The organism is Nocardia sp. N2S4-5, assembly GCF_044628355.1.
Lineage (GTDB): Bacteria > Actinomycetota > Actinomycetes > Mycobacteriales > Mycobacteriaceae > Nocardia > Nocardia wallacei_B.
The window spans coordinates 6,139,590-6,154,821 of sequence record NZ_JBIUPM010000001.1; the positions used below are offsets into that span (position 1 = coordinate 6,139,590).

The following is a 15,232-nucleotide window of genomic DNA, read 5'->3' on the forward strand; positions in this document are numbered from 1 at the left end:
ATGGGATTCAGTCAGAGCGCGGTGGTTCCGCTGCGCGAGCTGCTGCTGGTGCTGCTCGTGTCTGCGGTGGTGACCTTGCTGTCCACCGGCGGCATTCGGGTGCTGGCGATCGCCTTCGGTGCGGTGGCGGTGCCCCGGGAACGCGACGTGCACGTGAAGCCGACGCCGCGCATGGGCGGCGTCGGCATGTACATCGGCGTGGTCGCCGCCGTGCTGTTCGCGCACCAGTTGCCCGCGCTGCGCCGGGGCTTCGATTTCGCACCGGATATCCCCGCGGTGCTCGTCGCCAGCACGCTCATCGTGCTGGTGGGCATCGTCGACGATCGCTGGGGCCTGGACGCCCTCACCAAATTCGTCGGCCAGATCACGGCGGCCGGTGTCATGGCCGTCATCGGGTTGAGCTGGGTCGTCGTCTACAACCCGTTCAACCAGACCACGGTCGTGCTCGACGCGCTGCAGGGCGGACTGGTGACGGTCGTCGTCACCGTCACCATGATCAATGCGATGAATTTCGTCGACGGCATGGACGGCTTGGCCGCCGGACTGGGCCTGATCTGCGCGGGCGCGGTGTTCGTGTTCTCGATGGGACTGCTCTACGCGCAGGGCGGTGACGTCAGTACCTATCCGCCCGCGCTGCTGGCCGCCGCACTCGCCGGCGCCTGCCTGGGATTCCTCCCGCACAATTTCCAGCCGGCTCGCATATTCATGGGCGACTCCGGTTCCATGCTCATCGGCCTCATGCTGGCCGCCATCTCCACGGGCGCCTCCGGTCGAATTCCGCTCACCGGATACGGACCCCGCGACTTCGTCGGTCTCCTTTCCCCACTGTTGCTGGTGGGCGCGGTGATGTTCATTCCGGTATTGGACCTGGTGCTGGCTATCGTGCGCCGGGTGCGCGCGGGCGTGAGTTTCTCCACTCCGGACAAAATGCATCTGCATCACCGGTTGTTGCAGATCGGACATTCGCAGCGGCGGGTGGTGCTGACCATCTATCTGTGGGTCGGTGTGCTGGCATTCGGGGCGGTCGGTACGTCTTTGATGGATCGCCGTCTCGTGGTGCTGCTGTTCGCCGCCGGGCTGGTATTCGCATTGGTGGTGACGGCGGTGCCGTCGCTGCGTGAGGCGCTCGGATTGCGGCGCTGGATACCGCGCGGGCGGGGCGCGCACACCGAATAGGTAGAGTGGCCCGCGTGAGCACGGCATCCGAGTACCATCCCGACGCCCCGCTGCGGGCGGCGCTGCGCTACGGCATCGCCGGTCTGATCGCGCTGGTGGTGCTCTCGGCCGTCCTCGGTTCGATTTTCGCCGGGCTGCCCGGCCTGTGGGGCGCGCTGATCGGCTCGGCCATCGGCGGCTTCTTCATTCTCACCACGGCGGCGTTGGTGCTGTTCAGCGCGAAATTGGAATCCGGCGTCCAGGGCATGGTCATGCTGGCCAGCTGGGTCGGCAAGCTGCTGGTCGTGATGATCGTGGTGGCCGTGCTGAAGCAGTTCGAGTTCTACAGTCCCGGCACCCTGTTCCTCACCGTGGTGGGCGCTCTGCTGATCGTTCTGGGCGCGGAGACGTACGGTCTACTGCGCCAACGAGTTCCGGTGGTCGAGACGCCCGACGAGCGCGCCGACCAAGATCGTTCAAATGTTTGAGCGCACCCCCTACACGTTGTCGTAGATAGCTTGGTAAACTCTTTACCGTAAGCAGCTATCCCAGGGGCGATCACAAGATCGCAAACCTGGCGGTTATGCTTACAGCCGTGCCGGACCTGAGGGGGTTCGGCTCTGCACCGTCGACGATGTCGCCGACGTACAGACGCCACGGCGGGTGACCCCGCGCAGCTGCTGACGAACTCGAGCCGACCTGAGTCGACCACAAGATCGTCAATGTCCGATCGAACCGCGGGTGGAAACACGGCCCGCGGCCCGAACACGGGAGAGAACGCTGAGCGTCACCACTTTGGCGGGCGAGTTCCACGCGCCTTCGCTGTCAGATTTCTTCCCTCCAGCTGTGCTGTTCGAGGGGACGCCTTTCGAGCTCGACCGTTTGATGCTGATCCGCATCGTGATGGCGGCCGTTCTGATTGCGGTGATGTTGCTCGCATTCCGCAGCCCCAAGATCGTGCCGCGCGGTCTGCAGAACATCGCGGAGTACGGCCTGCTGTTCGTCAAGGAGCAGATCTGCGACGAAGTGCTCGGCAAGGAAACCGGCAGGAAGTATTTCCCGCTGATCGCGACGATCTTCTTCACGGTGCTGTTCCTGAACTTCTCCAGCATCATCCCGTTCTTGAACATCTCGTCGAACGCGCGGATCGGTATGCCGTTGGTGCTGGCCATCATCGCGTATATCGCGTTCAACGCCATCGGCATCAAGAAGTACGGCTTCTGGAAGTACATGCGCTCGAGCATCGTGGTGCCCGATGTGCCGCCCGCGATGCACGTGCTGCTGATTCCGATCGAGTTCATCTCGACCTTCATCCTGCGCCCGTTCACGCTGACCGTCCGACTCATGGCGAACATGCTGGCCGGACACGTCATGCTGGTGTTGTTCTTCTCGGCGACCCAGTTCTTCCTGTTCGACGGCGCCGCGTGGATGAAGGGTCTGTCGCCGTTCTCGCTGCTCGGTGGATTCGCCTTCACCTTGTTCGAGATGCTGGTGATCTTCCTGCAGGCTTACGTGTTCGCCCTGCTGACCGCCGTGTACATCGGTCTGGCTCAGCACGCGGATTCGCACTGACCGCACAACCGCACAAAGACTGAACCCACTCCGTCGCCGGGCGGGTGGGCAACAGAAAGGGAAAGAAAATCTCATGAGCCTCTCCTACGTGGCCGCCGAACTCGCCCAGACCTCCGAGAGGGTCAAGGGCTACGGCGCTATCGGTTACGGTCTGGCCGCCATCGGTCCGGGTATCGGCGTGGGCATCGTCGTCGGTAAGGCGATCGAGGGCATCGCCCGCCAGCCCGAGCTGCAGGGCACCATCCGGACCAACATGTTCCTGGGCATCGCGTTCACCGAGGCGCTGGCGCTGATCGGTCTCGTCGCCGGCTTCATCTTCTGATTGCCATGAACGGGATCCATTTGCTCGCCGAGGAAGCACCGGAGGACAGAAATCCGCTGCTCCCCGAGGTGTACGACATCGTATGGTCGCTCGTCGTCGTGGCCGTCATCGCGTTCGTCTTCTATAAGTACGTGATCCCGCGACTGTCGAAGGTGCTCGACGAACGGTCGAACAAGATCGAGGGCGGCATCGCCCGGGCCGAGGCCGCGCAGGCCGAGGCGCAGGCGACGCTGGAGCAGTACCAGCAGCAGCTGGCGGAGGCCCGGCTCGAGGCCGCGCGCATTCGTGAAGAGGCGCGCAACCAGGGTCAGCAGATCCTCGCGCAACTGCGGTCCGAGGCGCAGGCCGAGGCGGATCGCATCGTGGCGTCGGGGCACGCGCAGCTGGAGGCACAGCGCCAGCAGATCGTGACCGAGCTGCGGTCGGAGCTGGGCAGCACCGCCGTCGACCTGGCCGAGAAGATCATCGGGCAGTCGGTGTCGGACGAGGCCAAGCAGGCGGCGTCGATCGACCGGTTCCTCACCGAACTGGACGAGAAGGCCGGCATCGGGGTCGGAAGGTAACCATGCGCGAGCGGGTCGGCGGCCGAGCCGGCGGCCCCGCCCGGGCAGGGTCCCAACACAGTGAAAGTGGGAAGCATGTACGCAGCGAGCCGCGAGGCGAGTTCCCGTGCGCGGGAAGCTCTTTCGGCCGCTCTCACCGGGAGCGACTCCGTCGCCGCCACGACGGGCTCCGAACTGTTCGCCGTTGTCGCAGTACTCGACGACCAGCGTTCGCTGCGTGTGGCGCTCGCGGATAAGTCGGTGTCGAGTTCGGCGCGCGCCGAACTGGCCGAACGCGTTTTCGGCGGGAAGATCAGCGCCGCCACCACGGCCGTGCTGACCACGGCCGTCGCTCAGGACTGGTCCCGCACCCGGGATCTGGTCGACACCCTGGTGCTGCTCGGGCGGGAGGCGCTGCTGCGGGCAGCGGCCGATCGCGGGCGCATCGACGCGGTGGAGGACGAGCTGTTCCGGCTCGGCCGCATCGTCGAGGACAACCCGAACCTGGAACAGGCGCTGGCCGATCGCGGCAAGACCGCGGCGGACAAGCGGAGCCTGCTCCAGCGGCTGCTCACCGGCAAGGTCGAGGACATCACCCTGCAGCTGGCCGAGCAGGCGGTCGGTCGCGCGCACGGTGATATCGGCATCGTCTTCGACGAGCTGTCCGACCTGGCGGCGTCGCTGCGCAAGCAGATCGTCGCGCACGTGCGGGCCGCCACCGCCCTGACACCGCAGCAGCGGGAGCACCTGGCGGCCTCGCTGCAGCGCATCTACGACAAGCCGGTCACGGTGCACGTCCAGGTCGACCCGGCCCTGCTGGCCGGTGTCGTCGTGCGGATCGGCGACGACGTGATCGACGGTAGCGCCGTCGGCCGACTGCAGCGCTTGCGCCAGTCCCTCGGGTGAGTCACCCGAGCACCGCAACCCCCGACATACCAGACCAGACAGCGAGAGCAGGAAGAACATGGCGGAGCTGACGATCTCCCCCGATGAGATCCGTAGCGCGATCGAGAGCTACACCCAGAGCTACACCCCCGAGACCTCCATCGAGGAAATCGGTGTCGTCACCGACACCAGCGACGGTATCGCCCACGTCAGTGGCCTGCCGTCGGCGATGGCCAACGAGCTGCTCGAATTCCCGGGCGGCGTGCTGGGCGTCGCGCTGAACCTCGAGGACAACGCGATCGGCGCGGTCATCCTGGGTGAGTTCGACACCCTCGAGGAGGGCCAGCAGGTCCGCCGCACCGGTGACGTGCTCTCGGTGCCGGTCGGCGACAACTTCCTCGGCCGCGTGGTCAACCCGCTCGGTCAGCCGATCGATGGCCTGGGCGACATCGAGACCGACGAACGCCGCGTGCTGGAACTGCAGGCCGCGACCGTGCTGGAGCGTCAGCCGGTCGGTGAGCCGATGGCCACCGGCATCACCGCCATCGACGCGCTGACCGCGATCGGCCGCGGTCAGCGTCAGCTGATCATCGGCGACCGCAAGACCGGCAAGACCGCGGTCTGCATCGACGCCATCCTGAACCAGAAGGCGAACTGGGAGTCGGGCGATCCCAGCAAGCAGATGCGCTGCATCTACGTCGCCATCGGTCAGAAGGGTTCGACCATCGCCGGCGTCAAGACCGCCCTCGAGGCGCACGGCGCGATGGACTACACCACCATCGTCGCCGCCCCGGCGTCGGACTCCGCGGGCTTCAAGTGGCTGGCCCCCTACACCGGCTCGGCCATCGGCCAGCACTGGATGTACCAGGGCAAGCACGTCCTGATCGTGTTCGACGACCTGTCCAAGCAGGCCGAGGCCTACCGCGCCATCTCGCTGCTGCTGCGCCGCCCGCCGGGCCGCGAGGCGTACCCCGGCGACGTGTTCTACCTGCACTCGCGCCTGCTGGAGCGTTGCGCGAAGCTGTCCGACGAGATGGGCGCCGGCTCGATGACCGGCCTGCCGATCATCGAGACCAAGGCCGGTGACGTCTCGGCATTCATCCCGACCAACGTCATCTCCATCACCGACGGCCAGGTCTTCCTCGAGTCCGACCTGTTCAACAAGGGTGTGCGCCCGGCGATCAACGTCGGTACCTCCGTCTCCCGTGTCGGTGGCGCCGCGCAGACCAAGGGCATGAAGACGGTCGCCGGTTCGCTGCGCCTCGAGCTGGCCCAGTACCGCGAGCTGGAGGCGTTCTCCGCCTTCGCCTCCGACCTGGATGCCGCCTCGCTGGCGCAGCTTGAGCGCGGTGCCCGCTGGGTCGAGTTGCTCAAGCAGGACCAGTACTCCCCGGTCTCGGTCGAGGACCAGATCGTGTCGATCTTCCTGGTCGACGGCGGCTACTACGACTCGGTGCCGGTGGGCGACGTCCGCCGCTTCAATGTCGAGCTGCTGGAGGACCTGCACCGCAACGCCGCCGACGCGTTCAAGTCGATCGAGGGCGGTAAGCGGATCGAGGGCGAGGCGGCCGATCAGTTCAAGGCCGCGACCGAGAAGTTCAAGCAGGGCTTCCTGGCCTCCGACGGCAGCCGCGTCGTGAACGAGGCCGCCGCCGGCGAGCTGGGTCACGAAGAGGTCGAGTCGCTGTCGGTCACCCGCAAGCACGTCGAGAAGTAGGCGACTCGTGAGCGCCGCAATCGACTACGGAATGAAGGGAGTGTGACTCATGGCCAGCACCCGCGAACTGCGCTCCCGCATTCGTAGTGTCAATTCGATCAAGAAGATCACCAAGGCCCAGGAGCTGATCGCCACTTCGCGCATCACGAAGGCGCAGGCTCGTGTCGCCGCCGCGAAGCCGTTCGCCGAGGAGATCACCAAGGTGCTCGGCGAGTTGGCCGCCGCCTCGACCAATCTCGCGCATCCGCTGCTGACCGAGCGGCCTAACCCGAGCCGGGCCGCGGTGCTGGTCATCACCAGCGACAGCGGCCAGTGCGGCGGCTACAACTCGAACGTGCTCAAGCGCACCGAGGAACTGTTCACGACGCTGCGCTCCGAGGGCAAAGAGCCGGTGCTGTACGTGATGGGTTCCAAGGGCCTGACGTACTACACCTTCCGCAACCGCCGCCCGCACGGGTCGTGGGTCGGGTTCTCGCAGCAGCCGCACTACACCGACGCGTCGGCCGCGTGCAATCACCTGGTCGAGGCCTTCATGGCCGGCGCCGAGGGGGAGGTGCCGACGGTGGACGGCACGGGCACCATCGCGGGCGTCGACGAGATTCACATCGTCTACACGCGCTTCGTGTCGATGCTGTCGCAGGTTCCGGAGGTGCGCCGGCTGGCGCCGATCCAGGTGAGCTTCGTCGACGAGAACTACGAGCTGGGTGAGGATTTCGTGTCGGACAGCCCCGACGCGAACGTCACCGCGCAGTACGAGTTCGAGCCGGACGCGGACACGCTGCTCGGCGCGCTGCTGCCGAAGTACGTGAACACCCGGATCTACTCGTCATTGCTCGAGGCCGCCGCCTCGGAGTCGGCCGCGCGCCGCACCGCAATGAAGGCCGCCACCGACAACGCCACGGATCTGGTGAATACCCTGACCCGCCAGGCGAACTCGATCCGGCAGGCCAACATCACGCAGGAAATCAGTGAAATCGTCGGCGGCGCGAACGCGCTGGCAGCCACTGGCGACTGAGCCCGAGCCCACCCAGGAAGTAGACAAATGACCGCAGCAGTTTCTGCAGAAAACAAGAGCCGGGCCGGCGCTGGTACAGGCCGCGTCGCCCGGGTCATCGGCCCCGTCGTGGACGTCGAGTTCCCGCGTGGCGCCATCCCCGAGCTGTACAACGCCCTGCACGCCGAGATCTCGCTGCCCTCGGTGGCCAAGACCCTGACCCTCGAGGTGGCACAGCACCTGGGCGACAACATCGTTCGCACCATCTCGATGCAGCCGACCGACGGCCTGACCCGCGGCGCGGCCGTGCAGGACACCGGCAAGCCGATCTCGGTACCCGTCGGCGATGTCGTCAAGGGTCACGTGTTCAACGCCCTGGGCGACTGCCTGGACGCGCCGGGCACCGGCCGCGACGGCGAGCAGTGGGGCATTCACCGCACGCCGCCGCCGTTCGACCAGCTCGAGGGCAAGACCGAGATCCTGGAGACCGGCGTCAAGGTCCTCGACCTGCTCACCCCGTACGTGAAGGGTGGCAAGATCGGCCTGTTCGGTGGCGCCGGTGTCGGCAAGACCGTGCTGATCCAGGAGATGATCACCCGTATCGCGCGCGAATTCTCCGGCACCTCGGTGTTCGCGGGCGTCGGTGAGCGCACCCGTGAGGGCACCGACCTGCACCTGGAAATGGAGGAGATGGGCGTCCTGCAGGACACCGCGCTCGTCTTCGGCCAGATGGACGAACCGCCGGGGACCCGTATGCGGGTGGCCCTGTCCGCGCTGACCATGGCGGAGTACTTCCGCGATGTGCAGGGCCAGGACGTGCTGCTGTTCATCGACAACATCTTCCGTTTCACCCAGGCCGGTTCCGAGGTGTCGACCCTGCTGGGCCGCATGCCCTCGGCCGTCGGTTACCAGCCGACCCTGGCCGACGAGATGGGCCAGCTGCAGGAGCGGATCACCTCGACCCGCGGGCGCTCGATCACCTCGATGCAGGCGATCTACGTGCCCGCCGACGACTACACCGACCCGGCGCCGGCCACCACCTTCGCCCACCTGGACGCGACCACCGAGCTCTCGCGCCCGATTTCGCAGAAGGGCATCTACCCGGCCGTCGACCCGCTGACCTCGACCTCTCGTATTCTCGAGGCTTCGATCGTCGGCGACCGGCACTTCGCGGTAGCCAACGAGGTGAAGCGAATCCTGCAGAAGTACAAGGAACTTCAGGACATCATCGCGATTCTGGGCATGGACGAACTGTCCGAAGAGGACAAGGTTCTCGTCGGCCGCGCCCGTCGCCTGGAGAAGTTCCTCGGCCAGAACTTCATCGTGGCCGAGAAGTTCACCGGTCAGCCGGGTTCGGTCGTGCCGCTGGAGCAGACCATCGACGACTTCGACCGGGTCTGCAAGGGCGAATTCGACCACCTGCCGGAGCAGGCGTTCAACTCCTGCGGTGGCCTGGACGACGTCGAGGCGGCCGCGAAGAAGATCGCCGGGAAGTAGTCCACCATGGCAGATATGTCAGTTGATCTGGTCGCCATCGAGAGGCGGCTGTGGTCGGGGCAGGCGAGTTTCGTCGTCGCCGAGACCACCGAGGGTCAGATCGGTATTCTGCACGGCCACGAGCCGCTGCTCGGCCAGCTGGTCGAGGGCGGCACCGTGATCATCGACAGCACCGAGGGTGAGCGCATCGTCGCCGCCGTGCACGGCGGGTTCTTCTCGGTGACGGCCTCGAGCGTGCGGATTCTCGCCGAATCGGCGGAATTCGCGGACGATGTGGATATCGACGCCGCGCGGGCGGTGCTCGCCGACCCGAACGCGTCGGAGCAGGCGCAGAACGTGGCGCGCGGACAGGTGCGGGCGGCGGAGGCCGTGCGAGCCTGACCGGCACGTCGAACGAACGGCGGCCCCCGGGACGATTCCCGGGGGCCGCCGTCGTTTTTGTGCCGATTTTCCGGACGGCACAAGTCTTTTCGCCGATGTCCGATTCGAATTCGCGACACAGTTGCCCGGCTACGAATCAATTACCCGGCCCGGGTTAGTATCGAGCACCGGTCCACTCGTGACCGAACTCGCCGACGATCTTTCGGCATTTTCGAAGGTTTCAGCTTCACCTGAAGTACCGAGCATTACCTCAGCACTGTCTGGTCGGCGCAAGCGTCACGATGAGCGAGGGGTGGATGATCAAGAATCAGGTAAACGGAACGCGATGGCTCCTGCGTATCACCGCCGCGGCGGCGACAATCGCGACGGTATTCGGCCTGTGGTCGCCGGGCGCGCGGGCGGATACTTTCGTGCCGCTGTCCGACGGACATATCGAGCGGGCGGGGGTCGTTATTCACAGTTCCGGCGAACATGCCGTGCTGGCACCGTCGCTGGCGGCCAACGGCGCCGGCCGCACGGCCTGGGTCAGCGGCGATGTGACGGTCGACATCGATACACCGCCCGGTGTGATCGGCCCCAACAATGGCGCGTTGAACGAGCCGGGCACCAATGATTCGTCGACACACGGCTCCTCCGGGTTGACGGTCGGCTATCTCGTCGGTTGCCAGGTGGCGCTCGGATCGTTCGGTCCCTCGCTCGGCGCGACGCTGTCCTCGACTCCGTCCATCACCGCCGGCGTGTCCTTTCCGATCAGCCCCGGCGAGGTGAAATGGGTGCAGATCAACAACAAGGACATGACCAAATCGGGCCGGTATTTCCTCAATTACCAAGACGTTCCGATGGATGTGCAGGGCTGCGCCGGTTATGCGCAGGCACGCAGTTTCGCCGTGGTCGAGGTCATCGGCCCCGACTATCACAAAGTCACGCTGTACGGCCAGCCGTTCAGCATCGGCTGAAAGGAAAACGCATGTACCGCAGTAGAACTCTGCGACGTGGCCGGGCGGTCGGGCTGCTGGCGGCGGTGACCGTCGGGCTGGGATTGTGTTCCTCCGGCGCCGCGAATGCCGATACGTTCGTTCCGCTGCAAGGCGGTTCGATCACCCGCACCCTGGGCGACGGCACCGTGGTGACGCTGTCGATCGTGGACGAGTCGGCGACGATCAGCGGATCCATGGGCGCGACGCCGACCCATCGCAACGTCTGGACATCGGGCCGGGTGGTCGCCGATGTGTCCGGCCCCGGCGCGGATTCGGCGAGTATTCAGCTGAATCCGGGTTACGTGGTCGGCTGTCAGGTGGACATCGGGTCGCTGAACTCGGAGGATACGGACACTCAGGGCACCCAGACCGGTGGCGCGGGGCTGGCGGCACCGGTCATCGGAGTCACCGAAACCCTCACCATCGCCCCCGGCCAGGCCGTGACGCGCTATGTCCTCGACATCGAGCAACCGGACGACTACGGCAACGAGATTCACAAGAAGCACCCCACGGTCGACGGTTCGCACGCCAGCGTCAGCTGGACCGACGAGACCTTCGCCGTCAACGGGTGCGGCGGCTATGCCCAGGCGAGGGCGTTCACGATGGCCGATGTCTCGACCGAAGCCGGCGAGAGCATGCTCACCGTCTGGGGCCAGCCGTTCACCATGGGCTGAGCCGCCCACACTCCCGAATCGCATCGCCCGGGACGCGGAATCCGCCGTTCACGCGTCCCGGGCACCCGGCCCGATTAGGCTGGCGCTCTGCGTTATGGGACTGTTTGTAGACTCGCCCCAACGGTGACCTTGTTCGGGGATGGCACGGCACCCGCACCAGCACAGGGGCAAAGGCGAAGGGACGGACCTGGATTGCGGACCGGGATGGTGCTTCTGATCATTCTGGTGCTGCTGCTCGTCGGCCTGGCGCTGGTTTCGATCTACCGATTCGTCATGCTGCGCCGCGGCGGGACGGCCGCGATTCTGCGCGTGCTGCCGGCCAAGGGCGGGCAGGGCTGGCGGCACGGTCTGATCCGCTACGACGAAGACCGCTTGGTCTTCTTCAAGTTGACGAGCGTGAAACTGGGCGCCGACGCCACGATTCGGCGCCTGGGCATCGAGGTCACCGATCGCCGCGGCCCGGTCGGCGACGAATACGACATCATGACCGACGACATCATCGTCATCGCGGTCTCCGACGGCGACGGCAGTTACGAGCTGGCGCTGGACCGCGGGGCGTTGGCGGCCTTCCTGTCGTGGGTCGAGTCCCGTCCCTCGGAGCGAATCCGCCGCCGCAGGTGATCGTCGTCCGACGCTAGGGTTGTGGTGTGAGCGTGCACCTGACTCGGATCTATACGCGAACCGGCGACGACGGCACCACGGGCCTGAGCGACTTCTCCCGGGTGTCCAAGACCGACGCGCGGCTGGTCGCCTATGCCGACTGTGACGAGACCAACGCCGCGATCGGCGTCGCAATCGCGCTCGGCGCACCCGATCCCGAGATCGAACGGGTACTGCGGCAGATACAGAACGACCTCTTCGACGCCGGCGCCGACCTGTCCACTCCGGTGGTCGCCGAGCCGAAGTACCCGCCGCTGCGCATCACCCAGGACTACATCGACCGGCTGGAGCGCTGGTGCGATCGGTTCAATGATGGTCTGGCGCCGCTGAATTCGTTCATTCTGCCGGGCGGCACACCGCTGGCGGCGCTGCTGCACACCGCGCGGACGGTGGCGCGCCGGACCGAGCGGTCTGCTTGGTCGGCGGTAGCCGCGCATCCCGACGACACCTCGGTATTGCCCGCGAAGTACCTGAATCGGCTGTCGGATCTGCTGTTCATCCTCGGCCGGGTGGCCAATCCGGACGGCGATGTGCTGTGGCGCCCGGGCGTTTCGGACGAGAACGCGGAGTAGCGGGCGGGCGGAGTGGTCACCATCGTTCGTCGCGCCCACTAGGCTGACCCCCGTGAGTGAACGGTTTCTGGTGACCGGGGGCAGTCGGCTCGCCGGCGAGGTGGCGGTCGGTGGTGCCAAGAACAGCGTGCTCAAGCTGATGGCCGCCGCACTGCTGGCCGAGGGCACGACGACGATCACCAACTGCCCGGACATCCTCGATGTCCCGCTGATGGCCGAGGTGCTGCGAGGTCTCGGCTGCGATGTGACGGTCGACGGCTCCGTGGTGACCATCGATACCCCTACCGAGCCGAAGTACCACGCGGATTTCCCTGCGGTCACGCAGTTCCGGGCCTCGGTCTGCGTGCTCGGGCCGTTGATGGCCCGGTGCAAGCGCGCGGTGGTGGCGTTGCCCGGCGGTGACGCGATCGGTTCCCGGCCGCTCGACATGCACCAGACGGGGTTGCGATTGCTCGGCGCGACCAGCGAGATCGAGCACGGTTGCCTGGTCGCCCGTGCCGACGAGTTGCAGGGCGCGCGCATCCGGTTGGACTTCCCCTCGGTCGGCGCGACCGAGAACATCCTGATGGCGGCGGTGCTGGCCGAGGGCGAGACGGTCATCGACAACGCCGCGCGCGAACCGGAGATCGTCGACCTGTGCACGATGCTGACCAGGATGGGCGCACGCATCAGCGGTGCGGGCACCTCGGTCCTGACCATCGACGGGGTGCGCAAGCTCTCGCCGACCACGCACCAGGTGATCGGCGACCGTATCGTCGCCGCCACGTGGGGGATCGCCGCCGCCATGACGCTGGGCGACGTCCGGGTGACGGGGATCAACCCCAAACATCTGTCGCTCGTGCTGGACAAGCTGCGCTCCGCCGGCGCGCGAATCTCGTTCGAGCCGGACGGGTTTCGTGTTCTGCAGGCCGAACGTCCGCGTGCGGTGAACTTCTCGACGCTGCCGTTCCCCGGCTTCCCGACCGACCTGCAGCCGATGGCCATCGGCCTCGCGGCCATCGCGGACGGCACCTCGATGATCACCGAGAACGTCTTCGAGGCCCGATTCCGGTTCGTGGAGGAGATGATTCGCCTGGGCGCCGACGCCCGCACCGATGGTCACCATGCCGTGGTGCGTGGTATTCCGCGGTTGTCGAGCGCGCCGGTCTGGTCCTCGGACATTCGCGCGGGCGCCGGTCTGGTGCTCGCGGGTCTGGTCGCCGACGGCGTGACGGAGGTGCACGACGTCTTCCACATCGACCGCGGATACCCCGACTTCGTGGAGAACCTGCGCGCGCTGGGCGCCGGAGTCGAGCGCGTGAGCTGATCACGTAACCCTGTTGACCAGGCGATTTGACATCGATTCCACCGACACGTAACTTATTCCAGGTCAGAGCGACACGGACACCGACCCGGGCCGAGAGGCCGGGGACACGAGGTTGGACGATGAGCGCCTGACGATCACACTGGCTCTACTTCGAACCCGGATTTGGTTCCGTGTTCATGGTCGGGCTAAGCTGTAAAAGTTGCCCAGCCGATCGACCGGGATACTCCCGTGAGATTACTGGTGCGTGTGTTCTTTGAGAACTCAATAGTGTGTCGATGAATGTCAGTGCCAATTATTTTGGTTCCGGCTCTCTACACCCCCGTGTGAGGGTCGGGCATTTTTTGTCAGCTATTTTTCCGGCTGGCGTTATTTTGGTTAGGTTTTCGGACTCTGGTTCGAGATTACTTCTGATTGCGGGGCCCGAGTGATCGGGTTTCGTGGTTTGTGAGTCTTCAACGGAGAGTTTGATCCTGGCTCAGGACGAACGCTGGCGGCGTGCTTAACACATGCAAGTCGAGCGGTAAGGCCCTTCGGGGTACACGAGCGGCGAACGGGTGAGTAACACGTGGGTGATCTGCCTCGTACTCTGGGATAAGCCTGGGAAACTGGGTCTAATACCGGATATGACCACGAATCGCATGGTTTGTGGTGGAAAGATTTATCGGTGCGAGATGGGCCCGCGGCCTATCAGCTTGTTGGTGGGGTAATGGCCTACCAAGGCGACGACGGGTAGCCGGCCTGAGAGGGCGACCGGCCACACTGGGACTGAGACACGGCCCAGACTCCTACGGGAGGCAGCAGTGGGGAATATTGCACAATGGGCGGAAGCCTGATGCAGCGACGCCGCGTGCGGGATGACGGCCTTCGGGTTGTAAACCGCTTTCGACAGGGACGAAGCGCAAGTGACGGTACCTGTAGAAGAAGCACCGGCCAACTACGTGCCAGCAGCCGCGGTAATACGTAGGGTGCGAGCGTTGTCCGGAATTACTGGGCGTAAAGAGCTTGTAGGCGGTTTGTCGCGTCGTTCGTGAAAACTTGGGGCTCAACCCCAAGCTTGCGGGCGATACGGGCAGACTAGAGTACTGCAGGGGAGACTGGAATTCCTGGTGTAGCGGTGAAATGCGCAGATATCAGGAGGAACACCGGTGGCGAAGGCGGGTCTCTGGGCAGTAACTGACGCTGAGAAGCGAAAGCGTGGGTAGCGAACAGGATTAGATACCCTGGTAGTCCACGCCGTAAACGGTGGGTACTAGGTGTGGGTTTCCTTCCACGGGATCCGTGCCGTAGCTAACGCATTAAGTACCCCGCCTGGGGAGTACGGCCGCAAGGCTAAAACTCAAAGGAATTGACGGGGGCCCGCACAAGCGGCGGAGCATGTGGATTAATTCGATGCAACGCGAAGAACCTTACCTGGGTTTGACATACACCAGACGCCGGCAGAGATGTCGGTTCCCTTGTGGCTGGTGTACAGGTGGTGCATGGCTGTCGTCAGCTCGTGTCGTGAGATGTTGGGTTAAGTCCCGCAACGAGCGCAACCCTTGTCCTGTGTTGCCAGCACGTCATGGTGGGGACTCGCAGGAGACTGCCGGGGTCAACTCGGAGGAAGGTGGGGACGACGTCAAGTCATCATGCCCCTTATGTCCAGGGCTTCACACATGCTACAATGGCCGGTACAGAGGGCTGCGATACCGTGAGGTGGAGCGAATCCCTTAAAGCCGGTCTCAGTTCGGATCGGGGTCTGCAACTCGACCCCGTGAAGTTGGAGTCGCTAGTAATCGCAGATCAGCAACGCTGCGGTGAATACGTTCCCGGGCCTTGTACACACCGCCCGTCACGTCATGAAAGTCGGTAACACCCGAAGCCGGTGGCCTAACCCCTTGTGGGAGGGAGCCGTCGAAGGTGGGATTGGCGATTGGGACGAAGTCGTAACAAGGTAGCCGTACCGGAAGGTGCGGCTGGATCACCTCCTTTCTAAGGA

15 protein-coding genes and 1 rRNA gene are annotated in these 15,232 nt (G+C 65.2%); all 16 read left to right on the top strand.

What is annotated here, in order from left to right; genetic code table 11:
• The 16 genes from ACFMRZ_RS28280 (at nt 1) to ACFMRZ_RS28355 (ending at nt 15,225) form a co-directional block, all read left to right on the top strand.
• A complete protein-coding gene (locus ACFMRZ_RS28280; protein ID WP_280276077.1) occupies nt 1-1,176 on the top strand; it encodes an MraY family glycosyltransferase in 1,176 nt (391 codons plus the stop codon).
• Nucleotides 1,177-1,190: 14 nt separating this feature from the next.
• The gene (locus ACFMRZ_RS28285) at nt 1,191-1,643 is read left to right on the top strand and encodes a hypothetical protein (protein ID WP_400181403.1); all 453 of its coding nucleotides are present in this window, start codon (nt 1,191-1,193) and stop codon (nt 1,641-1,643) included.
• Nucleotides 1,644-2,001: 358 nt separating this feature from the next.
• Entirely contained in the window at nt 2,002-2,727 is a 726-nt protein-coding gene (gene atpB, locus ACFMRZ_RS28290) for a F0F1 ATP synthase subunit A (protein WP_280276086.1), read from the top strand.
• Between the two features lie 73 nt (nt 2,728-2,800).
• Nucleotides 2,801-3,049 carry an ATP synthase F0 subunit C gene (locus ACFMRZ_RS28295; RefSeq protein ID WP_040746450.1) on the top strand — a complete coding sequence of 83 codons (249 nt, stop codon included), beginning with the start codon at nt 2,801-2,803 and terminating at the stop codon, nt 3,047-3,049.
• 5 nt (nt 3,050-3,054) lie between these two features.
• A complete protein-coding gene (locus tag ACFMRZ_RS28300) occupies nt 3,055-3,612 on the top strand; it encodes a F0F1 ATP synthase subunit B (RefSeq protein ID WP_280361528.1) in 558 nt (185 codons plus the stop codon).
• A 75-nt stretch (nt 3,613-3,687) separates the two neighbouring features.
• On the top strand, nt 3,688-4,497 hold the full coding sequence (locus tag ACFMRZ_RS28305) for a F0F1 ATP synthase subunit delta (RefSeq protein ID WP_400181404.1): 810 nt from the start codon (nt 3,688-3,690) through the stop codon (nt 4,495-4,497).
• A gap of 58 nt (nt 4,498-4,555) precedes the next feature.
• On the top strand, nt 4,556-6,193 hold the full coding sequence (atpA, locus tag ACFMRZ_RS28310; protein ID WP_400181405.1) for a F0F1 ATP synthase subunit alpha: 1,638 nt from the start codon (nt 4,556-4,558) through the stop codon (nt 6,191-6,193).
• A gap of 49 nt (nt 6,194-6,242) precedes the next feature.
• Nucleotides 6,243-7,208: a F0F1 ATP synthase subunit gamma gene (locus ACFMRZ_RS28315; protein WP_400181406.1), complete on the top strand. Its 966-nt coding sequence runs from the start codon at nt 6,243-6,245 to the stop codon at nt 7,206-7,208.
• A 27-nt stretch (nt 7,209-7,235) separates the two neighbouring features.
• A complete protein-coding gene (atpD, locus tag ACFMRZ_RS28320) occupies nt 7,236-8,684 on the top strand; it encodes a F0F1 ATP synthase subunit beta (RefSeq protein WP_280276083.1) in 1,449 nt (482 codons plus the stop codon).
• Between the two features lie 6 nt (nt 8,685-8,690).
• Nucleotides 8,691-9,065 carry a F0F1 ATP synthase subunit epsilon gene (locus tag ACFMRZ_RS28325; protein ID WP_400181407.1) on the top strand — a complete coding sequence of 125 codons (375 nt, stop codon included), beginning with the start codon at nt 8,691-8,693 and terminating at the stop codon, nt 9,063-9,065.
• A 296-nt stretch (nt 9,066-9,361) separates the two neighbouring features.
• Nucleotides 9,362-10,021 carry an MspA family porin gene (locus tag ACFMRZ_RS28330; protein WP_400181408.1) on the top strand — a complete coding sequence of 220 codons (660 nt, stop codon included), beginning with the start codon at nt 9,362-9,364 and terminating at the stop codon, nt 10,019-10,021.
• A gap of 11 nt (nt 10,022-10,032) precedes the next feature.
• Complete coding sequence (locus ACFMRZ_RS28335) at nt 10,033-10,716, top strand: MspA family porin (protein ID WP_400181409.1); 684 nt, start codon at nt 10,033-10,035, stop codon at nt 10,714-10,716.
• Nucleotides 10,717-10,920: 204 nt separating this feature from the next.
• Nucleotides 10,921-11,337: a DUF2550 domain-containing protein gene (locus ACFMRZ_RS28340; RefSeq protein ID WP_280276020.1), complete on the top strand. Its 417-nt coding sequence runs from the start codon at nt 10,921-10,923 to the stop codon at nt 11,335-11,337.
• Between the two features lie 26 nt (nt 11,338-11,363).
• A complete protein-coding gene (locus ACFMRZ_RS28345) occupies nt 11,364-11,948 on the top strand; it encodes a cob(I)yrinic acid a,c-diamide adenosyltransferase (protein ID WP_280363992.1) in 585 nt (194 codons plus the stop codon).
• 52 nt (nt 11,949-12,000) lie between these two features.
• Nucleotides 12,001-13,254 carry a UDP-N-acetylglucosamine 1-carboxyvinyltransferase gene (gene murA / locus ACFMRZ_RS28350; protein ID WP_280276018.1) on the top strand — a complete coding sequence of 418 codons (1,254 nt, stop codon included), beginning with the start codon at nt 12,001-12,003 and terminating at the stop codon, nt 13,252-13,254.
• A 452-nt stretch (nt 13,255-13,706) separates the two neighbouring features.
• Nucleotides 13,707-15,225 (top strand): 16S ribosomal RNA (locus tag ACFMRZ_RS28355).
• Nucleotides 15,226-15,232: the final 7 nt, after the last annotated feature.